Here is a 25,197-nt window from a genome sequence, read left to right on the forward strand (position 1 = left end):
CCCCTTGCGGGGAGGGGTTGGGGTGGGGGTCTGGCAGTCTCTCAGATCGGAAAGAAGATTTCTGAGAGACCACCCGACCCCCACCCCGGCCCTTCGGGCCGACCCTCCCCGCAAGGGGGAGGGTAAAAACGAAAAGGATCGGAAAGAGGGAAACACCTTATGACCATCAAGACCGTCGGCATTGCGGGAACGGGCCTCATTGGCGCGGGCTGGGCCGCCCGCCTTCTCGTCAGGGGCTATGACGTCATCGCCTATGACGTGGCGCCCGAGGCCGAAGCCAAGCTCAGGGCCGCCATCGATGTCGCCTGGCCTTCCATGATCCGCCTGCTCAACACCCCCAAGGTGAAGAAGGGCAAGCTCACCTTCACCACCGATCTCAAGGAGATGGCGTCGAAGGCTGACTTCGTCCATGAGGCAGCGCCCGAGCGCGAGGAGCTGAAGATCAGGCTCTTCCGGGAGATCGGCTCCTATGCCCGCCCCGATGTCATCATCTCCTCCTCCTCATCGGGCTTCCTGCCGACGCGGCTGCAATCCGAATGCGCCCATCCCGAGCGCGTGATCATCGGCCATCCTTTCAACCCGGTCTATCTGCTCCCCCTCGTCGAGACGGTGCCCGGTGCCAGGACCTCATCGGAAGCGATGGACCGCGCCGGCAGATATTTCGAGGCCATCGGCATGCATGTGCTGCGCCTCAAGAAGGAGATCGACGGTTATATCTGCGATCGCCTGCAGGAGGCCCTGTGGCGCGAAGCCCTGCATATTCTCGACAAGGACATCGGCACCACTGCCGATATCGACGATTCGATCGTCTATTCGGCCGGCATGCGCTGGGCCTTCATGGGCTCCTTCCTCACCTATCATGCAGCCGGCGGCCCCGGCGGCATGCGCGCCTTCATCAAGCAGTTCGACCCGACGCTCGAACTGCCCTGGACCGATCTGCGCTTCCCCAAATGGAACGATGCGCTGGAGAAGCGCCTCGTCGAAGGCTGCGAGGCGCAGGCCGAAGGCCGGAGCGTTGCCCAGATCGAGGCCAAGCGCAACGACGTCCTCGTCGACATGATGCATCTCTTCAAGCAGCACAAGGTCGGCGCCGGCCTGGTTCTCGCGCGCGAGGAGGAGCGCCGCCTGAAAGGCCTCAAGCGCTGGAAGAAGGGCGCCAGGATCTCAGGCCCCCTCGCCTTGCATCACGGCACCGTCATGACCTCCTGGGTCGATTACAACAATCACATGCAGGACGCCTATTATCTGGTGGCCTTCGGCGACGGCCTCGATGCCTTCTTCCGCTTCATCGGCGATGACGAGGCCTACCGCGCCTCTGGCCTCACCTTCTTCACCGCCGAGACGCATCTCAACTACTATCGCGAGATGAAGGCGGGCGAGCCCTTCACCATCGAGACGCAGCTCGTCGGCCTGGATGAGAAGCGCATGCATCTTTTCCATCGCATGCTGCATGGCAAGACCGGCGAGCTGGTCGCCACCAATGAGATCATGCAGCTCCATGTCGACCAGAAGGCGGGCAAGGTGGCGCCGATGCGTGCCGATATCTTCGAGCCGCTCTCGGCCGTCTGGGCCGAGCACAGGAAGCTCAAGAGCCCGGCCGAGCTCGGCCGCGTGATGGGCGTGCCCAGGAAGGACAAGAAGAAGCCGACACCGAAGAAGAAGCCTGCGAAGAAGAAAGCCAAACGCTGAACCGATCCAGGGAGGACGACATGCTGCAGCGTGTGATGATCACGGCCGGCGGCTCCGGCATCGGCTGGGCCATTGCCAAAGCCTTCGCCGATAGTGGCGCCAAGGTGCATATTTGCGATGTCGATGAGAAAGCGCTGGGCGAGGTCACCGAGAGCTATCCGCAGATCGCGGCGACGCAGGTCGATGTCACCGACGAGGAATCGGTCGACCAGTGGTTCGACGAGGCGCTCGACGACCTCGATGGCATCGATGTGCTCATCAACAATGCCGGCATCAAGGGCCCGACCGGCTATGTCGAGGAGCTCAAGCTCGATGACTGGCGCGAATGCCTGAGCGTCGGTCTCGATGCGCAGTTCCTCTGCGCCAGGCGCGCCGCTCCGGTGATGAAGGACCAGCGCGCCGGGTCCATCATCAATATCTCCTCGACCGCCGGCCTCTTCGGCTATGGCTTGCGCACCCCCTATGCCGCCGCCAAATGGGCGGTGATTGGCTTCACCAAATCGCTCGCCATCGAGCTTGGGCCTTATGACGTGCGCTGCAATGCCATTTGCCCTGGCGCCGTCGAAGGCCCCCGCATGGAGCGCGTGATGCGGGCCGAAGCGGAGAGCCGCGGCGTCTCGACCGATTTCCTTTTCAAGGAATATGTCGCGGGCCAGTCGATCAAGCGCTTTGTGAAGCCGGAAGAGATCGCCGATATGTGCCTCTTCCTGGCCTCCCCCGCCGCCAAGATGGTGACCGGCCAGGCGATCTCGGTCGATGGCCATACCGAAACCTTCCATATCGGGAGCTGAACCCATGGATTTCGCCCTCACCGAAGAACAGAGCATGATCGTCAAGACGACGCGCGATTTCGTCGAGAACGAGCTCTTCCCGCATGAAGCGGAAGTCGAGCGCACCGGCGAGTTGCGCAAGGACCTCTATGAGGAGCTGAAGGCCAAGGCGATCGCAGCCGGCCTCTATGCCGCCAACATGCCGGCCGAAGCCGGCGGCGCCGGGCTCGATACCCAGAGCTGGGTCATGTATGAGCGCGAGCTCGGACGCGCCAATTACGCGCTGCACTGGAATTGCGTGGCGCGCCCTTCCAACATCCTGATGGCCTGCGAAGGCGAGCAGCGCGACAAATATCTCTTCCCCGCGGTGCGCGGCGAGAAATCGGACTGCCTCGCCATGACCGAGCCGGGCGCCGGCTCCGATGTGCGCGGCATGAAATGCTCCGCCGTCCGGAAAGGCGATGACTTCGTCGTCAATGGCGTCAAGCATTTCATCAGCCATGCCGATGTCGCCGACTTCGTCATTCTCTTTGCGGCCTCGGGCGAGGAAGACACGCCTCGCGGGAAGAAGAAGCTCATCACCGCCTTCCTGGTCGACAAGGGCCATCCGGGCTTCGTGGTCAGGGATGGCTATCGCAATGTCTCACATCGCGGCTACAACAACTGCATCCTTGAATTCACCGATTGCCGCCTGCCCAAATCGGCGGTGCTGGGCGAGGTGCATAAGGGCTTCGAGGTCGCCAATTCCTGGCTCGGCGCCACCAGGCTGCAGGTCGCGGCCACCTGCATCGGCCGCGCCGAGCGGGCACTCGATCATGCCAAGCAATGGGCAGTCGACCGCGTCCAGTTCGGCCAGCAGATCGGCAAGTTCCAGGGCGTCTCCTTCAAGCTCGCCGACATGGCGCTCGAATTCAAGGCGGCCTGGCTCCTCACCCTCGAGGCCGCCTGGAAATACGACCGGGGCACGGTCGAGGACATGGACATGGCGATGGCCAAGCTCAAGGCGACCGAGATGCTGGCCATGGTCGCCGATGAGGCGATCCAGATCCATGGCGGCATGGGCGTCATGGAGGAATTGCCGCTTGAGCGCATCTGGCGCGACGCCCGCATCGAGCGCATCTGGGAAGGCACCAGCGAGATCCAGCGCCACATCATTTCGCGCGCGATGCTCAGGCCGCTGGGAGGCTAACGGAAGAACTGCCCAGCCCCCATCCACTGGCCCGACCTTGCTCCGCCGAAGCGAAGCCTCGGCTTCGCGAAGGCGAGAGGGACGGGGTGGGGGTCGGGTGGTCTATCCATAAGAGAAACACATGACCACACCCCTCACCCGCTTCCTCTCCCCCAAATCCATCGCCTTCATCGGCGGCCATGAATGCGAGGTCGCGATCGGGCGCACCCTGGCGCTGGGCTTCACCGGCAAGATCTGGGCGGTCCATCCGAAACGCGAAACCCTGGGCGGCATCGCCTGCGTCAAATCCGTGGAAGAGATCGACGGCTCGCCCGACGCCGCTTTCGTCGCCGTCAAGCGCGAGCCCACCATCGACATCGTCCGCCATCTGAACAAGATCCAGTGCGGCGGCGCGGTCATCTATGCCTCGGGCTTTTCCGAGACCGGCGATGAGGGCAAGGAGCTGCAGCGCCAGCTGCTGGAGGCCGGACGCTACATGCCGCTGATGGGCCCCAATTGCTATGGCTTCGTCAATGCCAGGGCGCGCGCCGCGCTGTGGCCCGACGAGCATGGCCTCGCGCCGATTGAACGCGGCGTGGCCATCATCACCCAGTCCGGCAATATCGCCTGCAACTTCACCATGACGCGCCGCGCTTTGCCCGTGGCCGCCGTCTTCGCCATCGGCAACCAGGCCGATGTCGATATCGCGCAGATGCTGGAGGCCTTGTCGCAGGACGAGCGCATCACCGCCATCGGCCTTCATATCGAGGGCCTGAAGGACATACCGGCTTTCGCGCGAGCCGCCGAGATCGCGCGGCTGAGCCGCAAGCCGGTCATTGCGCTGAAGACCGGACGCTCCGAGCAAGGGGCGAAAGTGGCTATGAGCCACACCTCCTCGCTCGCCGGCGCCGACACGCTCTATGACGCGCTGTTCGAGCGCCATGGCATCGCCCGCATGACCTCGGTGACGGCCTTCGTCGAGACCTTGAAGTTCCTGCATCATGGCGGACCGCTGAAGGACAGCCGTCTTGTCTCCATGAGCTGCTCGGGCGGCGAGGCTGCTCTCATCGCCGACATGGCCATGAGCAGGAAGGTGCGCTTCCCGGAATTCGACGGCGGCACCAGGCCGAAGGTCGCGGCCACGCTCAATGAATATGTGTCGATCGACAACCCGCTCGACTATCACACTTTCATCTGGAACCAGGAAGACAAGCTCACCGCCACCTTCTCCGCCGTGCTCGCGGGCGGCTTCGATGTGGCGATGCTGATCCTCGACATCCCGACCAATCCGGCGATGAAACCCGATGGCTGGCTCACCACGGCGCGCGCCCTGCGCAACGCCGCCGAGGCGACGAAGGCCCGCACCGCGATGGTGGCGAGCCTGCCCGAATGCATGCCGCTGGCGCTCGCCGACGAGATGGCTGCATCCGGCGTCGCCCCGATGATGGGGCTCGATGATGCGCTCTCGGCTTTCGAGGCGGCGGCCTTCATTGGCCGCAACTGGGCCCGCGGCGACCGGGCGCCCCTGTTGCCCGTGACTGCCGCGCAGCAGGGCTATCTCCCAACGCTCACCGAGCATGAGGCCAAGCAGCTTCTCAAATCGCACGGGCTTTCGGTGCCCGACGGCATTGTCTGCCCCCATGGCGATGCCGTGAAGGCGGCCGAGAAGCTGGGCTTCCCGGTGACGCTCAAGGTCTCTTCTGCCGCCATTGCGCACAAGACCGAAGCCGGCGGCGTGGCGCTCAATCTTAAGGATGCCGACGAGGTGAGGGCGGCGGCCGAACGCATGTCGCATCTTGCCGATGATGTCATCGTCGAGCGCATGGTGACGGGTGCCGTCGCCGAACTCATCATCGGCCTCAAATCCGATCCGCAATTCGGCCTGGCGCTGGTGCTGGGCGCCGGCGGCATATTGACGGAACTGCTCAAAGATTCGGCAACGCTCATTCTGCCGACCTCGCGGCCCGAGATCGAGCGTGCGCTTAAGTCCCTGAAAATATGGAAGCTCATCGAAGGTTTCCGCAACAAGTCCGGTGATCAGGAAGGCGTCGTCAAGGCAATCGAGGCGATTGCCGGCTTTGCCGAAACACGTCGTGGCCTTATAGAGGAACTGGACGTCAATCCCCTGCTCGTCCTGCCGCCCGGTCAAGGTGCGGTGGCGGTCGATGCCCTCATCAGAATGCGCAAAGGAAATTCATGACCTCACCCCTCATTGTCGAACGCCGTGGCAAAGTCCTTGAAGTCACCATCAACCGCCCCAAGGCCAATGCCATCGACGCGCCGACAAGCCGCATCATGGGGGAGACCTTCGCGAAATTCCGCGACGACCCGGAATTGCGCGTCGCCATATTGACGGGCTCGGGCGAGAAGTTCTTCTGCCCCGGCTGGGACCTGAAGGCGGCGGCCCAGGGCGAGGCGCCCGATTCCGATTATGGCGTCGGCGGCTTCGGCGGCCTGCAGGAATTGCCCGGCCTCAACAAGCCGGTGATCGCCGCGGTGAACGGCATCGCCTTCGGCGGCGGCTTCGAGATCATGATCTCGGCCGACATCATCATTGCCGCCGACCACGCGACTTTCGCATTACCGGAAATTAATTCGGGCACGCTGGCCGATGCGGCCACCATAAAATTGCCGCGCCGCATTCCCTATCATGTCGCCATGGAACTGCTGTTCACCGGACGGCGCATGGACGCGCATGAAGCCAGGCAATGGGGCATCGTCAACGAGATCGTGACCCAGCCCAATCTGATGATCCGCGCCCGCGAAGTGGCGGCGATGCTGGCCGAAGGGCCGCCCCTCGTCTTTGCCGCCATCAAGGAGACGGTGCGCGAAACCGAGCGCCTCACCGTGCAGCAGGCTTTCGATCTCGTGACCAGGCGCAAGCTCAAGACGGTCGATGTGCTGTATGCGAGCGAAGACCAGAAGGAAGGTGCGCGCGCCTTCGCCGAGAAGCGCAAGCCGGTGTGGAAGGGCCGCTAGTGTTCGCAATCACAGTGACTCTCCTGCAGTTCCGTCATCCCGGTGAAAGCCGGGACCCATTAAATTCTTTCCACGCGAGCAGCGCCGCCCGCTTGCCCTTATCCAGGGGATCCCGGCTTTCGCCGGGATGACGGAAAGTGGGAAGAACATCTCAAGCGTGACATTATGAACCGCCGGGGTTTCTTCAAATGGCTGGGCGGCCTTGCTTTGTCGGGCGTGGCGGTGACGGGCTATGCCTTCGGCATCGAGCCGGGCTTTCTCCTGCGCGTGCAGCGCTACGCCCTGACGCCGCCCGGCTGGCCTTCCGGCTTCAAGCTGCGCATCGCCGCGCTGGCCGACATCCATGCGGCCGAGCCCTATATGGGCCGCGCCCGTCTCAAACGGATCGTCGCCGCCGCCAATGCGCTCGAGCCCGATCTCACTCTGTTGCTCGGCGACTATGCCACCGGCCATCGTTTCGTGACGCAGCGGATTCCCGTTGCCGACATCGCGGCGGCGCTCAAGGATCTCAGCGCGCCGCTCGGCGTCCACGCCATTCTCGGCAACCACGACTGGTGGGACGACAAGGCGGCGCAGAAGCGCAGCGCGGGTCCGAGCCTTTATCGCGCCGCCCTCGAGGCGCAAGGCCTTCCTGTCTATGAGAATGACGGCGTGCGGCTCGAGCATCGGGGCAAGCCCTTCTGGCTTCTGGGCCTTGGCGACCAGGTCGCCTTCATCAAGGGCCGCGGCCATTTCAAAGGCATCGACGATCTGCCGGCCACCCTTGCCAAGGTGACCGACGACGCGCCGATCATCCTGATGATCCATGAGCCCGACGCCTTCACCGAGGTGCCGGCGCGCGTCTCGCTCACCCTCGCCGGTCATACCCATGGCGGACAGGTGCGCCTGTTCGGTTACTCACCGGTCGTGCCGTCGGCCTATGGCAACCGTTTCGCCTATGGCCATGTCGTCGAGAATGACCGCCATCTCATCGTCTCGGGCGGCCTCGGCTGCAGCATCCTCCCCGTTCGCTTCGGCGTGCCGCCGGAGATCGTTCTGATCGAGCTCGGCACGTAACGCCTGGGGTCTCCCTGATTTCGCGATCAATACACCTTGAGCCGTGACCGGCTCATGACGAAACCATTCGCGCCGCGCCGGCAGGTGAGGCCTTTGGTCGTCGCCTTGCAGGTGAAGGGCCCCGCTGTCCAGGTCTTGCCATAGGCCAGCACTGGCTCTGCCGAGCAGCAGGAGGCATCGCCGACTTGCCTGTGGAGCACCGCCTTGCCCGTCGGCCCCAATATGATGCGCGCATAGCGGGGCTCGACCCGGTCGCAGAGAAGCTCGGGCCCGCCATCGACGGGTTGATAGACCCCGGTGCCGCCCTTGGGTGTGTAGATGCAGCCGACATTGCCGGAAGGCAGCACGAATTCGACCTGCTCTTGCGCGTGTACGGCGAGCGGAAACATCAGCAGCAGGTCGGCAAGAAGGAAACGAGGAACGGACATCACTTGCAACCCCGCAGATCAGACCATGCCCCTTCTCGCGCAGGAGAATGGCGCGTTGCGCGCCAGCCCGTCAATGACGAAGTCAACCGCAGGCTTCGCGCACGCAGCCGCGCAGCCAGCGATGCGCCGGATCGGCATCGAGCCGCGGATGCCAGAGCAGCGAGACCGTGATCTCCGATCTCAAGAAGGGCAGCGCAAAACTGTGCATGCCGGTCCTGAGTCTGCCGGTGGTCCGCTCGGGCACGGTGGCGATCAGGTCGGAGCCCCGTGCCAGAGCCAGCGCCGCCGAAAAGCTCTCGACGATTGCGCCGGTCTCTCTTTCAAGGCCAAGCGACCGCAGGGCCTCGTCGATGTCCTTCTTCTCGATGCCGCGTTGTGAGATGAGGATGTGGCTCCCTGCCGCAAAGCGCGCGGGCGTGATGTCGCTTTGAGTGCTGAGCGGGTGCCCTTGGCGCACGACACCGATGAACTGGTCGCGATAGAGCGCCTGCCCGCGCATCTCCGGCACGGTCGCCTGCCCCACGACGCCGATCTCGAGATCGACAAAGCCGTCGCGCAAGGGCGTGCTGTCCCGGTCGGGCTTCGGCACGAAGCGCAGCTTGACGCCGGGCGCCTCCCGGGCCAGGCGGGCGACAAGCGCCACGCCGAAATTCTCGACAAAGCCTTCGCGCGCCCGGATCGTGAAGATGCGGACGAGTTTCCCGAGATCGAGCTTCTCCGCCGGGCGCAGCACCGCTTCGGCATCCCGCACCAGGCCATTGACCTTGTCGCTGAGCTCGAGCGCCCGTGGCGTCGGAACGAGACCTCGCCCCGCCCTGACCAGCAGCGGATCGCCCGTCGCCTGGCGCAGGCGCGCGAGCGCGCGGCTCATCGCCGAGGGGCTTAAGTGCAGGCGCCTTGCCGCCCGCGCCACGCTCCTTTCCGCGAGCAGGACATCGAGGGTGACCAGCAGATTGAGATCGGGACGCGCCATAGGGACGATCATAGCACCTGATCCACATATGGCGTCAAACGCACGAATAAAGTGCAAATGATGCGCCTTCCGCCATGTCCGCAGAGTGGCTATTTCTCACCCGTGCGCCTGACCGCAGGAAAACATCATGATTTCAAAAGCATATGACGTCACCGCTGAGGCCGAAGCGGGTTCCTCGTCAATCCGCTGGGCCCTGGCCGGCCTGTCGCTCTCCATCCTGCTGGCAGCGCTCGGCACCAGCATCGCCAATGTCGGCTTGCCGACTTTCGCCCAGGCCTTCGATGCCTCCTTCCAGCAGGTCCAGTGGATCGTCCTGTCCTATTTGCTCGCCATCACCACCTTGATCGTCAGCGTCGGCCGGCTGGGCGACATCATGGGCCGCCGCCGGCTGCTCCTCGCAGGAATTGCACTGTTCACCCTGGCCTCGGTCCTGTGTGGCCTCGCGCCCACGCTTTCCCTGCTGATTGCCGCGCGCGCCGCGCAGGGCTTGGGCGCCGCCGTCATGACGGCGCTCGCTCTGGCCTTTGTCGGCGAGACGGTGCCCAGGGAGAAGACCGGCAGCGCCATGGGATTGCTCGGCACCATGTCGGCGGTCGGCACCGCGCTCGGCCCGTCGCTGGGCGGTGTTCTGATTGCGGGCTTGGGCTGGCGCGCCCTCTTTCTCGTCATGGCTCCCATCGGCATCCTGACTTTCCTTCTGGCGCTTCGCTACCTCCCCACCTCAGCACAGCCGACGAAACTCGATCGCAAGGCGCTCGATCTTCCGGGCACGGCGCTGCTCGGCCTGACGCTTGCCGCCTATGCGCTCGCCATGACGGCAGGGCGCGGTCATTTCAACGGGCTCAACATCGCCTTGCTGCTGGCAGCCTTGCTGGGCCTGTGCCTCTTCCTGCTGGTGGAGGCGCGCCTGCCGTCGCCCTTGATCCGCCCGGCTTCGTTCCGCGATCGTCTGTTGAGCGCCAGCCTCGCCATGAATGTGCTCGTCGCCTCCGTCATCGTCACGACCTTGGTGGTGGCGCCCTTCTATCTGTCGCATGTGCTGGGGCTCAATGCGGCGCTTGTCGGGCTTGTCATGTCGACCGGACCGGTTGTCTCGGTGCTCTCAGGGGTACCCGCCGGGCGCATCGTCGATCGCTTCGGCGCGCCTCGCATCGTGCTCTTCGGACTCGCCCAGATGGCGGCGGGCGCATTTGCTCTGTCTGTTCTGCCGGTGATGTTCGGCGTTCCCGGCTATGTGGCTGCCATCGCCTTGTTGTCGCCCGGCTATCAGCTGTTCCAGGCCGCCAACAACACCGCCGTCATGATGGATGTGAGCCCGGACCGGCGCGGCATCATCTCGGGCATGCTTAATCTGTCGCGCAATCTGGGGCTCATCACCGGCGCTTCCGTCCTCGGCGCGCTCTTCGCCTTCGCCGCGGGAACAACCGACATCACCCTGGCGGCTCCCGAGGCCATCGCTACCGGCATGCGGGTCACCTTCCTGGTCGATGCCGGCCTGATGATCGTGGCGCTCGTGATCGCTGTAGCGAGCCGCGCCTTCACGAAATCCGCTTCCAAAGGCGTCTCGTGATGTATTCGTCTTCAGGCGATATTCATCTCAGGATTGCGAGGATCCGATCTGATGAAGCCGATCCCTGCTATCGTGATGGCGATGTCCAGCCTGCTGGCTTGTGTTGCCGGACCTGCGGCGGCTGATGGCCTCGCGCGCCCGAAAGTGACCCGACTGGCAGTTCCGCCGATCTGCCTGGATTGCGGACCGAGGCCCATTTTCTTTTGCATACATAAAGAAAGCAGGAATGCGGACCTTCATGTCCTGCGTTGTCGCGATGGGGATACCACCTCGTGTCGTCTGACTGGCGACCGGCCTCTTTCCCCGAACGCAAAGGTCCTCAAACTCCTGCAAATGCCTGATGGTTGCTGGAAGCTCACGGTTCGCCAGCCTCGACCGTTGGCCGGCAGGTGATGCGCAATCTCCCGCTTCGGCGTATAAGGACTGCCATTCCTGCCGGAAGGTCACATGAAGCCGTTTCTCGCCGCCCTTGCTGTTGTCGCCCTGTGTGCTTTTCCAGGCTGGATCACGCGCGGCCACGCGGCTGAGGCCGAGGATACAAATGAAGACTCGACGGAAGCGCAGCCCAAATTCCTGCAGGGCGCGCTCAATTGCGCCTTCGAGGATGGCGGGAGCACGGAGATCCACGTTCTCTTGTGCCGGTTCGACGTATCCGAGACTTGCGTCCTGACGGCCCCGATGCCCTTCAGGGACGCGCTGCAAGGATTTGCGGAAGTGAAGATTCTCGGCATCAGCTCGACCGCCGAAGGATGCTCGAAAATAACCTTCAGCGGCTCGATGAAGTCGCCGGAGTAGCGGACCTTGGCAGGAACAGCAGCACGAGCAGCGCCCCGATCCACAGGCTCGCCGTCGCGGCGAAGCTCGTGGCGAAGAAGCCGTAATTCGCATAGACGCTGCCATAGACGCCGCCTCCGAGACCTACCGCCACATAGGTGATGAAGGAGAAGAGCCCCATCGCGGTCGAGCGCTCCGCCTGGGGTGCTGCCCCGATATAGGAGACGAGCGTGTTCATGCCGACATGCTGCGCCAGGCCCCAGATCAAGGGATAGGCGATCGCGGTCCACAGAGTGAGGGTCGAGAGCGGCAGGAGTATGTAGTTGATGCCGAGGACGAAGAGTGCTGCCGCCATCAATCGTGCCGGGCCCACTCTGTCGATGAAGGCGTCGAAGAACACCGCGAGCCCGAAGCCCACGCCATAGGAGCAGGCCACCAGCCCGCCGAGCCAGGCGCCCGCCTGGTGCAGATGGCGCACATGATCGCCGAGGAATGTGTAGGTCTGGTAGAAGGCGATCATGAAGACGAAGGTGGCGATGAGCGCCAGCGGAATTCCTGTCACTGCCAGCGCCTGCCGGTAGGAGACCGGCCGCGCCGCCGCCACAGCCTCGCTGCGCGGCAAAAGGCCGATGCCGAAGATCATCACCGCCGAAATCGTCGAAACAGCCAGGAAGGTGCCGCGCCAGTCGAGGAGATCGGCGATCAGGGCGGCGAAAGGAATGCCCGCCACCATGGCGACCGACCAGCCGAAGATCACCCGTCCCATGGCACGCGAGCGCATATGGTCCGGCGTCAGATCGGCGGTAAGCGCATAGGTGCCGGGAATGATGACGCCGGCAGCGAGGCCTGTGATGAACTGCCCGGCCACCAATATCCGCCAGTCGAAAGCGGCGGCACAGACTGCCAGCCCGGCGGCGATGACGGCGAAGGCGATCTGGATCGCGCGCCGCTTGCGCCACTGGCCGAGCCGGGGGGCGGCGAGCAAAGCCGCCAGCGCCACACCGGCGCCATAGGCGCCCGACGCAATGCCGATCTCGGCCGGCCCCGCCTGGAGCGCCTGCGCGATATCGGGCAGAAGCGGCGACAGCATCAGGGCCTGAATACCGACGGCCGCAATGCCGGCCATCAGGATCACGAGATGGTTCTGGGTGGAGGGTACGGTCGAGACGGCGGTCATGATCCTAATACCAGTAGATGGATTTCCATTTTTCCCGTATCATGTTCCGCACTATATGAGAATTACCTATTTTTCGGCGACGAATGCCGTTCAAAGGATGACCCGATATGGATGCCACTGACCGAAAGCTGTTAGCCATCCTGGCCGAAGATGCCACCATCGCCTTCCGCGACCTCGGCGAGAAGCTGGGCCTTTCCGCCCCTTCCGTCTATGAGCGGGTGAAGAAGCTCAAGTCGCAAGGGGTCATCAAGCGCACCACCATCGAGATCGATGGCGAGGCGATCGGCTGCCCCCTGCTCGCTTTCGTTCATGTGACGACCGAAGGCTGGGGCAAGACGCCCGAAATGCTGTCGATCACCGATGATCCACGCGTCGAGGAATTGCATTCCGTCGCCGGCGACACCTGCATCCTTCTCAAGGTGCGCTGCGAGGGCACGCTCGCTCTGGAGCAGCTGCTGAAACGGGTCTACGACACGCCGGGGGTCAGGAGTACGCGCTCCTATATCGCCCTGAATACCTATATGGAGCGCGGTCCGCGAACCGAGTTATTCATGAAAAACAATAATAAATCCAATTGTTAACGCCGCCTTTCGCGGACCTTCGAATATTCGGACCTCGTGTTGAAACTCTTTCCACGTCTCTCCCGTATCAGTGCCGGTACGTGTAAGGCGACAGGAGGCGCGGTCCGATCGAAGATGCGGAGATCGGGCCGCGTTCACTTTTCGGCGATGGCTTTCAGCTTCGCCAGCCCTTTCTCGTAGTCCGCTCCGATCCAGCGGTCGAACAGCAGCCCCATCCAGCGTTCCAATGGATTGCGCAGCAGCGATTTGAAGCCCCAGGTCACGCTCGTGTCATTGTCGACGGGCTTGAGCTCCATATAGGCGATGGCATCGCCCATATCGCCGAAATCGAGTGTCGTGGCGAAGCGCTTGTTCGGCTGATAGTCGACGACCGTCTGCGAGCCCTTGCCGACCTGCGGGTTGTCGGACGTCCAGGACATTTTCTGGCCGATGCCGATCTCCGGTCCTTCGAAATTATAATGCAGGCCCGGATCGAGCACGGCCCAGGGCGAGTATTCAGGAAAACGCTTGAGATCCCCGACGATGGCGAAGACCTTTTCGGGTGGCGCGGCAATGGTGATCTGACGCTCGACCACAGCCTCTCCCGGCAGCGTATAGGCGCCGCCCATGAAGATGACGAGGAGCGCGATCAGCGCATAGGCGACACTCAGGAGAAATTTCTTCATCCATGATCTCTGGCTCTTGGCCCACGACGCCTCTATAGCTCAGCCCATGCGCCCTGCCCATCTTTTCCAGATCAGGCCCTATCGTCCGAGCGACCTTGACGCAGCGGCTGAAGCGGCCAATGCCGCCTGCCGGCAGGCCTATGCCTTCTTCGGCTACAACCATCCGGTATCGGTGACCCGCACCCGCCTCGGCGAGGCATTGGCCGAAGGTCAGCGCTGCTTCGTGCCGGAAGTGAGCGGCGTGGTTGTCGGAATACTGACACTTCAGCCCGCCTTCATCGACAAGCTCTTCATCGCGCCGCATTGGCAGGGATCAGGGATAGGCTCGGCTTGCCTCGATTTCGCCAAGTCGCTCCATCCGGCCGGCCTCGAGCTCAACTGCGCCCAGCAGAATTACGGCGCCTGCCGGCTCTATGAGCGCCACGGCTTCATCGCGGTGACGCATCTCATCTTCGAGCCGATCGGCATTGGTGACATCGTCTATCGCTGGCCGGGACACTAATTCCCGGAAATGCCGGAGCCCCCATAGACCTGGCGCGGCAGCCACAAGCCGATCTCCGGGAAGACATAGAGCAGCACCATGGCGATCAGCACGATGAAGATGAAGGGCATGACGCCCCTGAAGATGTCGTTGATGTTGACATGCTTGGGCGCCACGCCTTTCAGGTAGAACGGCGCCATGGCGACCGGCGGCGACAGGAACGACGTCTGGATATTGAGCGCGATCAGGAGCCCGAAGAACAACGGGTCGATGCCGAAATGGTCGAGCAGCGGCAGGAAGATCGGCACGAAGATGACGATGATCTCGGTCCATTCGAGCGGCCAGCCCAGGATGAAGATGATGATCTGGGTGACGATCAGGAAGGTGAGCGGCGAAAGATCGAGGCCCACCACGAAATCCTTGATCACCGCATCGCCGCCAAGTGCTGCAAACACCGCCGAGAACATGAAGGAGCCGACGAACAGCCAGCCGACCATGGCCGACGTGCGCGCCGTGAGATAGACCGATTCCTTGAGCTTCTCGAAGCTGAGCGAGCGATAGGCGGCGGCGAGGATGAGGGCGCCCAGCGCCCCGATCGCGGCGGCTTCCGACGGCGTCGCAAGCCCGAACATGATGGCGCCCAGCACCGCCAGGATCAGGAGCGCCAGCGGCAGGAACGACGTTATGAGTTGGTAGGCGATGGTCGCATAGGGAACATTGCGCTCTTCCTTCGGCATCGGCGGCGCCAGCGTCGGATTGATGAGCGCGCGGATCATCACATAGGCCATATAGAGGCCGGCCAACATGAGCCCGGGGAAGAACGCGCCGGCATAGAGCTGCACCGGCGAGACGCCGGCGGTGGCGCCGTAGAGGATGAGCATGATCGAGGGGGGTATGAGGATGCCTAGGCAGCCGCCGGCGCAGATGACGCCCGCCGAGAGCTTGACGTCATAGCCATGCCGCAGCATCGCCGGAAAGGCGAGCAGGCCCATCAGCGTCACCACCGCGCCGACAATGCCGGTCGCGGTGGCGAAGAGCGCGCAGGTCACGAGCGTGGCGATGGCGAGCGAGCCCGGCAGGGCGCCGGAGGCGAGCTGGATCGAGCGGAACAGGCGGTCGAGGATATTGGCGCGCTCGACGATATAGCCCATGAAGACGAAGAGCGGCACCGAGATCAGCACGTCATTGGTCATCACCGACCAGGTGCGCTGGACGAGCAGCGCCGCGACGGTGTCCATGTTCCCGTCATAGGCGAGAAAGGCGAAGCCCACGCCCATGGCCATCAGCGTGAAGGCGATCGGAAAGCCCAGCATGATGAGGAAGATGAAGAGGACGAGCATGAGCACGCCCAGTTGCGGATCGGTCACGGGCGGTCTCCGAGTTGCGCCTCAGGCGTTCCATGCTGGGCAAGAATGACATTCTCGAGCTCTTCGACGTCATGCAGGCGTTGCGGCCACTCGCCGCGCCTGAGGCAGAAGATGCAGCGCACCACCTCGACGATTCCCTGCAGCAGGAGAAGGACGCCGGTCGCCGGGATCAGCGTCTTGTATTGATAGACCGGCAGGCCGTCCGGACTGTAGGCCGAATGCTCATGCGTCATCCACGACTGCGCCGCAAAGCCATAGCCCGCATAGATGAAGGCGATGATGCCGGGAAAGAAGAACAGGAAGTAGAGGACGAGATCCATCAGCGCCTGGCGGCGCGGCGGCCATGCCCGGTAGAGAAAGTCGCCGCGCACATGCGAATTGCGCGACAGCGCATAGGCGCCTGCCATGATGAACAGCGCGCCATAGAGGATATAGCTCGCATCATAGGCCCAGGTGGTCGGGTTGCGCAGCACATAGCGCGCGAAGACCTCATAGCTCACCGCCAGCGTGAGAACGACGATCGACCAGGCGAAGAGCTTGCCGATGAAGGTCGAGACCTGGTCGACCGGGATCAGCACGCGCTGCAGCCGCGGCCCCCAGCCCTCGTCGGGCGATCGCTTGGCGAGATTGAGCCAGAAGCTCGTGACGATGGCCAGCGCGCCAACCCAGAACAGCCATGGTGAATAGGCGATCGTGCCGCGTTCCGCATGAGCTGCGGCAAGCGGCGCGCAGCGCTCGAACGGGCCGAACAGGCAGAGGAAGGTCTGGCTGGGTCTGAGCCCCTTGCCGGCGACGAGACCGCCGACCAGCCCATAGGCATAGAGCGACCAGAAGATCGCCAGAATGATGAGGACGACGCCACCCCCGAAAAGAAACAGCGACAGGCGCTGGTTCTTCATAGCGCCCCCGCGCAGTCAGATTTGTGCATCCCGCTCCCCTACTTTCTACCCACGAGCCTTTCGTCTCCAGGTTTCCCCCTCGCCCGTTGCGAAGCAATGGGAGAGGGTGGCCAACCTTGCTCCGCCGAAGCGGAAGTTATCTGCTCTGCCGGGGCGAAACCTCGGCTTCGTGAAGGCGAGAGGCCGGGTGAGGGCTCTATCTGGAACCATCAGGACCGACACTGAATCCGATAAACCGTCCCTGCGCGAGCTAAGTAAAGAGCCCTCATCCGCCCTTCGGGCACCTTCTCCCATGCTTGCGCACGGGAGAAGGTAATAATGGTGAGAGCTAAGCCTTGAAGAAGTGATCGTAGGCTGTCTTCTGATCGACTTCCAGATCGAACTGGGTGCTCACCACCCGCTTCGTCCACGCCTTTTGCGATTCGACCACCTTGGCGAAGAACGGCTCCTGCGACTGGGCCGTGATCACCTTGTCCCAGGCCGCGAGCTGCGCCTGCAGGACACTGTCGGGTGTGCGATGCACCTTCACCCCCTGCTCCGTCTTCATCGCCTCGAGATCCTTGGAATAGCGGTCCATCGCCTTCCACGACATGTCGGCGGACGCTGATTCCGCCGCATATTTCAGGATCGCCTGGAGATCGGGCGTGAGCGCATCATATTTCGACTTGTTGAAGATGATCTCGAAGCACTCCGCCGACTGATGGTAGGACTGCAGCATGTAGTCCTTGCTGACATCCGGGAAGCCCAGCAACCGGTCCGAGGACGGATTGTTGAACTCCGCCGCCTCGAGCAGGCCTCTGTCCATCGCCGGCACGATCTCGCCGCCGCCCAGGATGGTGACCGCCGCGCCCATTTCCTTGAACAGGTCGGCCGAGAGGCCGACGGTGCGGTATTTGAGGCCTGACAGGTCTTCCGGCTTCTCGACCGGCTTCTTGAACCAGCCGAGCGGCTGGGTGGGCATCGGCCCGGTGAGGAAGCCGACGAGATTGAGGCCGAGCACCTGCTGGACGAGTTCGTCATAGAGCGCCTGGCCGCCGCCATATTTCATCCAGCCGACCATCTGGTTGGCGCGCCAGCCCCAGGCGGGCGGCGTGCCGAACAATGAATAGGCCTTGTGCTTGCCATACCAGTAGGCGCACACGCCGTGCCCGCCATCGAGCGTGCCGGCAATGACCGCATCCTGCACCTCGAAGGCCTTGGCGACGGCTCCTGCCGCCAGCAATTCGAGCTTGAGACGGCCGCCCGACATGTCGTTGACGCGGCTCACATAGTCTTGTGCATATTCATGAAAGATGTCCTTGGACGGCCAGGTGCTCTGGAATTTGAACACCATCGCCTCCTGGGCGCGGGCGACATTGGGCACCGACAAAGCGGCCGCTCCGGCGACCGCCGTTGCGCCCGTCTTGAGGAAGTTTCGGCGCGATTTCGCGACCACGTCTTTCGTGGCCTTTTTGTCTCTTTTCATGAGGTTCCTCCCTGGTTGACGCCTGGGTTCTTGCCTGTGGCGTTTGCGCGTGAGTGTGCAGGAGAAACCGGGGTGAGGCAACTTGCCGCGTCATTCAACTAACGTCGAAGCCGGGTTTTCGGAATAGATCAGAAGCCTCGCTTAAGTGGCTGTTTTTGAAACGCTAAACGGCCAGTGTTATTGTTCACCGGACTCCAACTCGTGGAAACGCACCTCCATGCCATCACAGATATTTCATCCCGGCTTCAAGGCGCGCCCCTTCTGGTGGGAAGCCTATGCGCCTGAGGCACTTGCCCCGATCGACCTGCCCAGGGAAGCGCGTGTCGCCATTGTCGGTGCCGGCTATGCCGGGCTCTCTGCGGCGCTTGCTCTGAACGATGCCGGCCTCGACTGCATCATTCTCGATGCCAATGAGCCGGGCTTCGGCGCCTCGACGCGCAATGGCGGCATGGTGTCGGGCGGCGTCAATGTCGGCAAGCGCTATCTGGCCAAGCCCATGGCACCCGAGGAGGCAGCGCCTTTCCTGGGCGATGCCGCCGAAGCTTTCACCCATATCGAGGCGCTGATCGAGCGCGAGAAGATCGCCTGCCATTGGACCAAGGCCGGCTATTTCCTCGGCGCCTGGTGCAACAGCCACTATCGCGACATGGAAAAGAAGATCAAGGCGCTCAATGCCAATGCGCGATCGGGCGCCTATATCGTGCCGCGCGAGCGCCAGCGCGAAGAGATCGGTTCGGATTATTATCGCGGCGGCATGGTGGTGGAGCGCGCCGCCCATATCCACCCTGCCCTCTATTACCAGGGCCTGCTCGAAATCATCCGTAAGCGGAATATTCCGATCGCCTCGAAGACACCGGTGACGAAGCTCACGCCGACCGGCAAGGACTGGACCGTGACGACGCCCCGTGGCGAAATCAAAGCCGGCGATGTGGTGATCGCGACCAACGGCTATACCGGCGATGTCACGCCGCAATTCAAGCGTCGCGTGGTGCCGATCGGCTCCTATATCATCGCCACCGAAGAGCTTTCACCCGAGATCGCGGCCTCCCTGTCGCCGAAGAACCGCTCGATCGCCGATACCCGCCGGGTTCTGACCTATTACCGCATGTCGCCCGACGGCAAGCGCCTCATCTTCGGGGGACGCGCCAAATTCGGCCAGACCGATCCCGTCGACACCGCGCCCATCCTTTACGGCTTCATGCTCGACCGCTATCCGCAGCTCAAAGGCGTGAAGATCACCCATGCCTGGACCGGCAATGTGGCTTTCACCCTCGACGAGATGCCGCATATGGGCAAGTTCGACAATCTCCATTACGCGCTGGGCTGCAATGGCTCAGGCGTCGCGATGCTGAGCTATCTGGGCTTCCAGACGGGCCGCAAGATCGCCGGCCGCGTCAACCGCATCTGCGCCTTCGACCGCGAGGATTTCCCCGATCATCCATTCTACAACGGCAACACCTGGTTTGTGCCGTGGATCGGGCGCTATTTCCGCACCCGCGACTGGATCGATCGGAATATTGGGTAAACACAATCTTAAGTTTTAGACAATCTCCTTCCCCGACTCTTTTCAAATTGTTAGCAGTCAGTATTGTAGAGGGTTTGGGCGCGGATCGCGGGTGGGGACCCTAACCAAATGGACTCGGCTGACCTGTTGAAGGATGACTCTGTCCATCAGTGGTACCGGATAATTATGGGCTTCGACTGGAAGCTTGTTCAATTCGTAATCAACGAACTGAACATTGGCCCTAACCACTTGGTTCTCGACCCGTTTTGTGGCGCTGGTACAACGCTGGTCCAATGCAAGAAGCAAGGCATTAAATCTGTAGGCATTGACGCCAACCCAGTCTGCATTCTAGCGTCAAAAGTAAAAACATTCTGGAATCTCGAGCCGAACGCTCTTATCGGGCTGTCAAAAAAGATCCTTCAGACATCAGAGCAGATCGAAAAGAAAGAAATCGTTTCGAACGATATTGCACTGCAATACCTACGTGAAAGCGGCATGATCGATCGTGGTTGGCTTTCGGATCACAAGGCCCGGAAAGTCGTCGCAATCCGGTTGGCGATTGAACAGATTGCAATGAAGCCACCGCAACGAAAGTTTTTTCGCCTCGCCCTGATCTCCGCCATCGTAGATAAAATCGCTGATATAAAATTCGGTCCCGAAGTCTACTGCCTTCCACAACCCAAGCGAACACAAGTACAGGCCAGCTTCCAAGAAACCGTCAATACGATGATTGGAGATCTTGCTCGAGCTGCACCGCATCTGCGACAAACCGCCAGCAGTAAGATATTCGAGGGAGATTCTCGCCAAGAGGCCTTGCTCACAAAAGCAGTTCCAAACGGCGCAGATTTCGTGATTACATCGCCTCCCTATCCTGCTGAGCACGACTACACGCGAAGTACCCGTCTGGAACTCGTTATGTTGGGGCACGTCAAGAGCAATGACGATATTCGAGCTCTGAAGAAGAAGATGGTTCGATGCCATACCAAGGGAATATATAAAGGCGATACTGAAGCGCGAACGGGCAATCGTTATTCAAGTGTGCGTGAGATTTCAAAAGAATTGAACCGTCGCGCCAGAGGGCGAACGGACGGGTTCTCTCGGCTCTATGGGCAAATGGTCAGTGAGTATTTTGGCGGAATGATCACCCATCTGCGCGCAACATCCAGGGCTCTTAAGCCTGGCGGGTATTGTGCATACGTCATTAGGGATCAAAAATCGCTTTTGGGGCTGTATATAGATACCCCATCCATCATAGCTAAACTGGCAAGCTCTCCCGCTCAGGGGCTGAAATTTGTTGATTCAATAGAATGGAAAACCGCAAAAGGCTCAACTGGCAACCGCCTATTGAGTGAGCGAATTCTGATCCTTCGAAAACCAAAATAACGACCACCATGCCCGAACAGTGGAAGCCAATTGTCCTTTCCGCCAAAGTGTTCGGCCACATCTCGCAGGGCATGTACCGCACTCCTGCGGGCGCGATTAAAGAATTAATCTCCAACTCCTTCGATGCCGACTCTCGCTTGGTGCGCATTCACACCGGCTATCCTCACTTCGATACGTTCTCATGCGAGGATGACGGCACCGGTATGTCACGAGATGAATTCCTCAGATTGATGGATCAGGGAATAGGCAGCAGCTACAAGCGGGCAAACAACAAAACGACAACAGATAAGTATAAGCGACCATTAATTGGTCGACTTGGTCTCGGCATTCTAGCGCTCGCGCAGATATGCTCTCGCTTCGACATCGTATCTCATCACCGCGAAACGAAAACTGCATTTCGAGCGACGATAAAGTTCCCCCCCTATACCCGGGAGGAAATGGATAAAATCACAGCAAAGACAAGCGCGAAAGAGGAGTTCGTTCAGGGGGGAGAGTATCAATTCGATGAGGAGAAATTTTCAGTCGAAAAACAGGGGGTTCGCGTATTCACCAAATATCTTCGCGAGTCGTTTCGAAAGCGCATGCGCTCGTCACTGTCGCGTTATGCAAATAAGAAGATCCTTAAACAATCGAGACCTTACAAAAACTTTGAGAACTTCTTAGAGGCAATATATCAACCGCATTCGCTCAACAAATCTTTGAATTTGCTCTCTGACTACGATCAAATGATTTTTGGACTAGCCCTCGCTCCACCTTTGCCTTTCATAAGCAACAGAAACATTGTAACAAAAATTCCAGCTGTTGCAACACGACAAACCGAGCTGAGTGAGTACAAATTTCAAGTCCTGGTTGACAATATATCTCTTGCTAACCCTGTCTGCCTACCGTCAGACAGAAAAGACTCCTCCACTAGCAAATGCCGCGTAAAAGGAGCAGAGATCAAAGACTTCCCTTTAGTCGACGGGCCTTATAAAGCCAAATGCCAGGTAACCCAGCATCACGTAGCTGTTGTCGATTCTGATGAAACATTCAACCTCTATGCGTTCGACTATAACAACAAGGACGTCGCAGGAAGTAGACTTGCTTTTTCTGGATATCTTTTTCAACAAACCGGGCGCCTCTACCCCCGAGACATTCAGGGAATTCTAATTCGCCTCAACAATGTCGCAATCGGCAAATTTGACAACGGAATGCTCACGTACCCCTATGCCGAGGGGCCAAGATACTCAATGGTTTCCAGCGAAGTCTTCGTACGAAATGGTTTTGAGGATGCGCTTAATATCGACCGCGACAGCTTCAATGAACTACACCCCCATTATATCCGGCTGCAGGCATATATGCATGCTTTGTTACATGAGCTGATCTTCCCTGAAACTTGGGGAGAGGAAAAGCAACGTAACCGCCAGCGGAAAGATACAATCAAGGTTGAGCAAGACACTCGATTCGTAACAAATCTTAGTAGGGCGACAGGAGATCCGGTCAGATCAATTCGCAGGGTGGAGGTAGCAAAGGAAAAGGGCGCCCACACACCCAGAAGCGTTCCCGTCCAGCCTGTGGAGTTTCACTCCCAGAATGAAGAGATCGAAGTCAATGCCGACCACGCGCTTCTCCAACCTCTGTTCCGCCGCACGAAGTACGCACCGTTAATTGAAAGGCTCGTCGTCGCGTTTGAACGCTCGAACTCCGAACCAACCGTAGCGAAGAGACGAGAGCTTTTTTACAAGCTTTTGAACGACATTTTCTCTGACCTATAGGGTTATCATGTCAGATTTCGGCAAATACTGGAAAGATCTGAAGAAACACAAAAAGCGGAATGAGCACTGGCTTCCGCATATAAAGGGGCTTGCCAAAAAGCTGAACGGCACGAGATCACTCCGTTACTTTACTCTTTGCGCTCGCCCAATGATCGATGTCTTTATGCTTGTTAAGGAAGGTGTTTTGCTTCTGGATACAGAAAGCCATGCCATTGACTCAGTTCAGTTCTGTGAACTTGATCCCGAACATTTCGTGGAGATTCGAGATCTGGTTGCTCGCGAAGATGCGGGCTTTCAAGATCGACTCGAACCAGCCGTCTTATTTGAAGATGACAGTTTCACAATGGAGTTCCCAAGCCTCGATAGTATTTCTGAGAAGCTAGAGGATGAGGGCTTCTTAAGAGAAGAAGATAAGGTAGATCGTCTGCAACTAAAACGGACACACTTTCGCATCAAAGAGTCTTTTCCATATGATTTTATCAATTTGGATTTTTGCGATCACTACTATCCAGAGCCTCCGGATATCATGAGAATAAACAATACAGTGGAGCGATTTCTTAAGTGGCAGAATCAGACTAGCTCAGACGGCTCAAGCGTCGAAGAATTTGTCTTAGCAGTCACGTGCAGACATGACGAAAAATTTCCGCAAGCAGCAAAGGCGCGCCTAATCAACTTAATCAAGGAAAACTGTAAATCGGACGCCTATAAATCTGAAATAGAAAAGACCCGTAAGCTCACCAAGATTGACGATTGGGCGAATGTTGACCTGCAGGACTTTTTCTTTTCTGGATGGCCAAAAGATATCGCAGGCGCCGCACGAGAAAACGGGTGGGCGATAGAGATACTAGACTACGTTTACTACAGTAGGCTTGGTGATTCTGGGACGCCGTACATTATGGCGTGCTTGGTAGCGAGGTTTACGCGTAACAATCCAGTCGGGAAGTATCTGACGGCGGCATTTCACGCACTGGAGAAGAACAAGAGGATACTAATTCCTGAAATCAATCCAGACTCGGCCGACGGAAAGACGCTGATATCAAATCTAAAAGCAATTGTTGCCGTTCGGAATGCTCAGGCTGAGAGAGTACATCGACCTGGATTACCAGATCCTTGAGTGCCTGCTACTACCCAGGATCACGGCCCGCCGAACAATGCGAAGGCCGCCCATTGCGCGGGATCGGGATAGTGCTCCTTCGTGGCAAGCGTCGCCCGCCGGAGGGCTTCGGCCGGCGGATGCGTGACGAGCTGCCGGTAGAAGCGCTCCATCAGGAAGCGGGTCGCTTCATCATCGATGCTCCACAGGCTCATGACAGTATCGGTGGCGCCGGCGATCTGGAAGGCTCGCGCCAGGCCGATGACACCGGCATCGAGCGCCTGGCCGAGACCACTCTGGCAGGCGCTGAGAATGACGAGCGGATGTTTCGCCAGTTCGAGCGACTGGATCTGGCGCGGCGTGAGCCGTCCGCCGGCAAGCGCCAGGAAGCTGCCGTCCAGGGGCTCGACACTGTCCGCCACACCATGAGCGGCGATGACGATGAGATCCGCCTCCGGCGCAAGCGCCTCGAACCTCTCCGAAGTGGCTTCCCGACCGGCGAGCATCGTGCCGCCGAAGAGCCGATGCGCGAAACGCGCCTCGGCCTCGGCGCCCGGCAGATCGGGAAGATCCCATTCCGCATCGCGCGCGGCCGGATTGCCGATCACGAGGACGGTGTCGCCGGCGGCATGTTGCCAGCGCATCGGCGCCTGGATGTCCTCCATGAGCGTCAGGATGTTGATCGAGAAGAGCTCGGGCGAGGTGCGCGCATCGTCCAGCGGTTCCAGCATGAAGAGCGGAATGGTGGCAATCGGACCGACCGGCACGATCGACAGCTCCTTGACGCTCGCGAGCTCACGGCGAAGCTCGGGCGGGAAAAGAAGCCGCGAAAGGATCGCGGTCACGGCCGCCACATCGCCCGTCGGTGGAGCGGGTGCCTCCAGGACCGTCATGCTGCGTTTCCGCGGCAAACGGTTTGCGACGGCTTTGGGAGCACGAACGATCTCGTCGAGCAACCGGGCCTGGGCGAGAAGCTCTGCCCGCCCGCCTGACCGGCGCACATAGACATAGTCGTCCGGCGTCCGCGACTGCTGCGCCCAGAAGAACAGGCAGAGATCACGTTCATCCCAGGCGAAGATGAGAAGGCCCGCATGTTCACGCGGTCCGACATAGGCGGCCGCGTCAGAAGCAAGATCGACGAAGGGCTGGCGCAGGCGGGCTACCGATCGCGTGTGATAAAGGTTGCGTGTCGCGAGCTCGTGGAACTGCGCGAATTGCGCGAGCGCCTGCTTGCTGTCGTCGAGGCAGATCCGCGGCGTTTGCGCCGCTGCGGTGTCCGGCGCGAACAACAGAGCGGCCGCGCACAGGCTCCACAAGACGGCTAGAGTTCGAAGGATCACAACCGGCTCCGAAAATCCGCAGAGCCCTCTTAGCTAGCAGCGGCCCCGCTCCCTCACAAGGCGGGCCCTCGCCAGCATCCC

Annotated in this window: 22 protein-coding genes; 14 read left to right on the plus strand and 8 right to left on the minus strand. The window is 60.7% G+C overall.

Going from position 1 to position 25,197, the window contains the following annotated elements; genetic code table 11:
- Window positions 1-159: 159 nt before the first annotated feature.
- The 6 genes from DT068_RS17390 (at window position 160) to DT068_RS17415 (ending at window position 7,662) form a co-directional block, all read left to right on the plus strand.
- Complete coding sequence (locus DT068_RS17390) at window positions 160-1,689, plus strand: 3-hydroxyacyl-CoA dehydrogenase NAD-binding domain-containing protein (RefSeq protein WP_119391141.1); 1,530 nt, start codon at window positions 160-162, stop codon at window positions 1,687-1,689.
- A gap of 20 nt (window positions 1,690-1,709) precedes the next feature.
- Window positions 1,710-2,480: an SDR family oxidoreductase gene (locus DT068_RS17395; protein ID WP_368904789.1), complete on the plus strand. Its 771-nt coding sequence runs from the start codon at window positions 1,710-1,712 to the stop codon at window positions 2,478-2,480.
- A gap of 4 nt (window positions 2,481-2,484) precedes the next feature.
- Window positions 2,485-3,648, plus strand: a complete 1,164-nt coding sequence (locus DT068_RS17400; RefSeq protein WP_119391142.1) for an acyl-CoA dehydrogenase family protein — start codon at window positions 2,485-2,487, stop codon at window positions 3,646-3,648.
- A gap of 121 nt (window positions 3,649-3,769) precedes the next feature.
- Entirely contained in the window at window positions 3,770-5,827 is a 2,058-nt protein-coding gene (locus DT068_RS17405; protein ID WP_119391143.1) for an acetate--CoA ligase family protein, read from the plus strand.
- Window positions 5,824-6,606: a carnitinyl-CoA dehydratase gene (locus DT068_RS17410; protein WP_119391144.1), complete on the plus strand. Its 783-nt coding sequence runs from the start codon at window positions 5,824-5,826 to the stop codon at window positions 6,604-6,606. The genes DT068_RS17405 and DT068_RS17410 overlap by 4 nt, the downstream gene beginning before the upstream one ends.
- A 162-nt stretch (window positions 6,607-6,768) precedes the next feature.
- Window positions 6,769-7,662 carry a metallophosphoesterase gene (locus tag DT068_RS17415; protein WP_119391145.1) on the plus strand — a complete coding sequence of 298 codons (894 nt, stop codon included), beginning with the start codon at window positions 6,769-6,771 and terminating at the stop codon, window positions 7,660-7,662.
- 26 nt (window positions 7,663-7,688) lie between these two features.
- Here the strand turns inward: DT068_RS17415 and DT068_RS17420 are convergent, their stop codons facing one another.
- Window positions 7,689-8,090 carry a DUF6636 domain-containing protein gene (locus DT068_RS17420; protein WP_119391146.1) on the minus strand — a complete coding sequence of 134 codons (402 nt, stop codon included), beginning with the start codon at window positions 8,088-8,090 and terminating at the stop codon, window positions 7,689-7,691.
- A gap of 82 nt (window positions 8,091-8,172) precedes the next feature.
- On the minus strand, window positions 8,173-9,063 hold the full coding sequence (locus tag DT068_RS17425) for a LysR family transcriptional regulator (protein ID WP_119391147.1): 891 nt from the start codon (window positions 9,061-9,063) through the stop codon (window positions 8,173-8,175).
- 127 nt (window positions 9,064-9,190) lie between these two features.
- On the opposite strand from DT068_RS17425, the gene DT068_RS17430 reads away from it, so the two are divergent.
- Both DT068_RS17430 and DT068_RS17435 read left to right on the plus strand, forming a co-directional pair.
- Window positions 9,191-10,633: an MFS transporter gene (locus tag DT068_RS17430; protein WP_119391148.1), complete on the plus strand. Its 1,443-nt coding sequence runs from the start codon at window positions 9,191-9,193 to the stop codon at window positions 10,631-10,633.
- A gap of 447 nt (window positions 10,634-11,080) precedes the next feature.
- Window positions 11,081-11,428, plus strand: a complete 348-nt coding sequence (locus tag DT068_RS17435; RefSeq protein WP_119391149.1) for a hypothetical protein — start codon at window positions 11,081-11,083, stop codon at window positions 11,426-11,428.
- Here DT068_RS17435 and DT068_RS17440 read toward each other — a convergent pair.
- Window positions 11,400-12,584, minus strand: a complete 1,185-nt coding sequence (locus tag DT068_RS17440) for an MFS transporter (RefSeq protein ID WP_119391150.1) — start codon at window positions 12,582-12,584, stop codon at window positions 11,400-11,402. The genes DT068_RS17435 and DT068_RS17440 overlap by 29 nt on opposite strands.
- 107 nt (window positions 12,585-12,691) lie before the next feature.
- Here DT068_RS17440 and DT068_RS17445 point away from each other — a divergent pair, with 107 nt between their 5' ends.
- On the plus strand, window positions 12,692-13,165 hold the full coding sequence (locus tag DT068_RS17445; protein ID WP_119391151.1) for an Lrp/AsnC family transcriptional regulator: 474 nt from the start codon (window positions 12,692-12,694) through the stop codon (window positions 13,163-13,165).
- A gap of 134 nt (window positions 13,166-13,299) precedes the next feature.
- Here DT068_RS17445 and DT068_RS17450 read toward each other — a convergent pair whose 3' ends face one another.
- Complete coding sequence (locus DT068_RS17450; protein ID WP_119391152.1) at window positions 13,300-13,830, minus strand: SRPBCC family protein; 531 nt, start codon at window positions 13,828-13,830, stop codon at window positions 13,300-13,302.
- Between the two features lie 46 nt (window positions 13,831-13,876).
- On the opposite strand from DT068_RS17450, the gene DT068_RS17455 reads away from it, so the two are divergent.
- On the plus strand, window positions 13,877-14,332 hold the full coding sequence (locus tag DT068_RS17455) for a GNAT family N-acetyltransferase (RefSeq protein ID WP_119391153.1): 456 nt from the start codon (window positions 13,877-13,879) through the stop codon (window positions 14,330-14,332).
- On the opposite strand, the gene DT068_RS17460 is transcribed toward DT068_RS17455, so the two are convergent.
- The 3 genes from DT068_RS17460 to DT068_RS17470 form a co-directional block, all read right to left on the minus strand.
- Window positions 14,329-15,678, minus strand: a complete 1,350-nt coding sequence (locus tag DT068_RS17460; RefSeq protein ID WP_368904790.1) for a TRAP transporter large permease — start codon at window positions 15,676-15,678, stop codon at window positions 14,329-14,331. The two genes, DT068_RS17455 and DT068_RS17460, sit on opposite strands and share 4 nt — an antisense overlap.
- Window positions 15,675-16,577 carry a TRAP transporter small permease subunit gene (locus tag DT068_RS17465; RefSeq protein WP_368904791.1) on the minus strand — a complete coding sequence of 301 codons (903 nt, stop codon included), beginning with the start codon at window positions 16,575-16,577 and terminating at the stop codon, window positions 15,675-15,677. The genes DT068_RS17460 and DT068_RS17465 overlap by 4 nt, the downstream gene beginning before the upstream one ends.
- Before the next feature lie 328 nt (window positions 16,578-16,905).
- Window positions 16,906-18,042, minus strand: a complete 1,137-nt coding sequence (locus DT068_RS17470; protein ID WP_119391154.1) for a TRAP transporter substrate-binding protein — start codon at window positions 18,040-18,042, stop codon at window positions 16,906-16,908.
- Window positions 18,043-18,259: 217 nt separating this feature from the next.
- On the opposite strand from DT068_RS17470, the gene DT068_RS17475 reads away from it, so the two are divergent.
- From DT068_RS17475 to DT068_RS17490, 4 genes are all read left to right on the plus strand, one after another.
- The gene (locus DT068_RS17475; RefSeq protein ID WP_119391155.1) at window positions 18,260-19,567 is read left to right on the plus strand and encodes an NAD(P)/FAD-dependent oxidoreductase; all 1,308 of its coding nucleotides are present in this window, start codon (window positions 18,260-18,262) and stop codon (window positions 19,565-19,567) included.
- 108 nt (window positions 19,568-19,675) lie between these two features.
- Window positions 19,676-20,929: a DNA methyltransferase gene (locus DT068_RS17480; protein WP_119391156.1), complete on the plus strand. Its 1,254-nt coding sequence runs from the start codon at window positions 19,676-19,678 to the stop codon at window positions 20,927-20,929.
- Between the two features lie 8 nt (window positions 20,930-20,937).
- Complete coding sequence (locus DT068_RS17485; RefSeq protein WP_119391157.1) at window positions 20,938-22,683, plus strand: ATP-binding protein; 1,746 nt, start codon at window positions 20,938-20,940, stop codon at window positions 22,681-22,683.
- 7 nt (window positions 22,684-22,690) lie between these two features.
- Window positions 22,691-23,797 (plus strand): hypothetical protein, encoded by a 1,107-nt coding sequence (locus DT068_RS17490; RefSeq protein WP_162914268.1) that lies wholly within the window; start codon window positions 22,691-22,693, stop codon window positions 23,795-23,797.
- Between the two features lie 20 nt (window positions 23,798-23,817).
- Here the strand turns inward: DT068_RS17490 and DT068_RS17495 are convergent, their stop codons facing one another.
- A complete protein-coding gene (locus DT068_RS17495; RefSeq protein WP_162914269.1) occupies window positions 23,818-25,116 on the minus strand; it encodes a CHAT domain-containing protein in 1,299 nt (432 codons plus the stop codon).
- Window positions 25,117-25,197: the final 81 nt, after the last annotated feature.

This window comes from Taklimakanibacter lacteus (assembly GCA_003576695.1).
GTDB classification, from domain to species: Bacteria; Pseudomonadota; Alphaproteobacteria; order Rhizobiales; family Aestuariivirgaceae; genus Taklimakanibacter; species Taklimakanibacter lacteus.

Coding starts and splice junctions, on each gene's coding strand:
- DT068_RS17390 (WP_119391141.1), top strand. CDS start 160: ATGACCATCAAGACCGTCGGCATTGCGGGAACGGGCCTCATTGGCGCG.
- DT068_RS17395 (WP_368904789.1), top strand. CDS start 1,710: ATGCTGCAGCGTGTGATGATCACGGCCGGCGGCTCCGGCATCGGCTGG.
- DT068_RS17400 (WP_119391142.1), top strand. CDS start 2,485: ATGGATTTCGCCCTCACCGAAGAACAGAGCATGATCGTCAAGACGACG.
- DT068_RS17405 (WP_119391143.1), top strand. CDS start 3,770: ATGACCACACCCCTCACCCGCTTCCTCTCCCCCAAATCCATCGCCTTC.
- DT068_RS17410 (WP_119391144.1), top strand. CDS start 5,824: ATGACCTCACCCCTCATTGTCGAACGCCGTGGCAAAGTCCTTGAAGTC.
- DT068_RS17420 (WP_119391146.1), bottom strand. CDS start 8,090: ATGTCCGTTCCTCGTTTCCTTCTTGCCGACCTGCTGCTGATGTTTCCG.
- DT068_RS17425 (WP_119391147.1), bottom strand. CDS start 9,063: ATGGCGCGTCCCGATCTCAATCTGCTGGTCACCCTCGATGTCCTGCTC.
- DT068_RS17430 (WP_119391148.1), top strand. CDS start 9,191: ATGATTTCAAAAGCATATGACGTCACCGCTGAGGCCGAAGCGGGTTCC.
- DT068_RS17435 (WP_119391149.1), top strand. CDS start 11,081: ATGAAGCCGTTTCTCGCCGCCCTTGCTGTTGTCGCCCTGTGTGCTTTT.
- DT068_RS17440 (WP_119391150.1), bottom strand. CDS start 12,584: ATGACCGCCGTCTCGACCGTACCCTCCACCCAGAACCATCTCGTGATC.
- DT068_RS17445 (WP_119391151.1), top strand. CDS start 12,692: ATGGATGCCACTGACCGAAAGCTGTTAGCCATCCTGGCCGAAGATGCC.
- DT068_RS17450 (WP_119391152.1), bottom strand. CDS start 13,830: ATGAAGAAATTTCTCCTGAGTGTCGCCTATGCGCTGATCGCGCTCCTC.
- DT068_RS17455 (WP_119391153.1), top strand. CDS start 13,877: ATGCGCCCTGCCCATCTTTTCCAGATCAGGCCCTATCGTCCGAGCGAC.
- DT068_RS17465 (WP_368904791.1), bottom strand. CDS start 16,577: ATGAAGAACCAGCGCCTGTCGCTGTTTCTTTTCGGGGGTGGCGTCGTC.
- DT068_RS17470 (WP_119391154.1), bottom strand. CDS start 18,042: ATGAAAAGAGACAAAAAGGCCACGAAAGACGTGGTCGCGAAATCGCGC.
- DT068_RS17475 (WP_119391155.1), top strand. CDS start 18,260: ATGCCATCACAGATATTTCATCCCGGCTTCAAGGCGCGCCCCTTCTGG.
- DT068_RS17480 (WP_119391156.1), top strand. CDS start 19,676: ATGGACTCGGCTGACCTGTTGAAGGATGACTCTGTCCATCAGTGGTAC.
- DT068_RS17485 (WP_119391157.1), top strand. CDS start 20,938: ATGCCCGAACAGTGGAAGCCAATTGTCCTTTCCGCCAAAGTGTTCGGC.
- DT068_RS17490 (WP_162914268.1), top strand. CDS start 22,691: ATGTCAGATTTCGGCAAATACTGGAAAGATCTGAAGAAACACAAAAAG.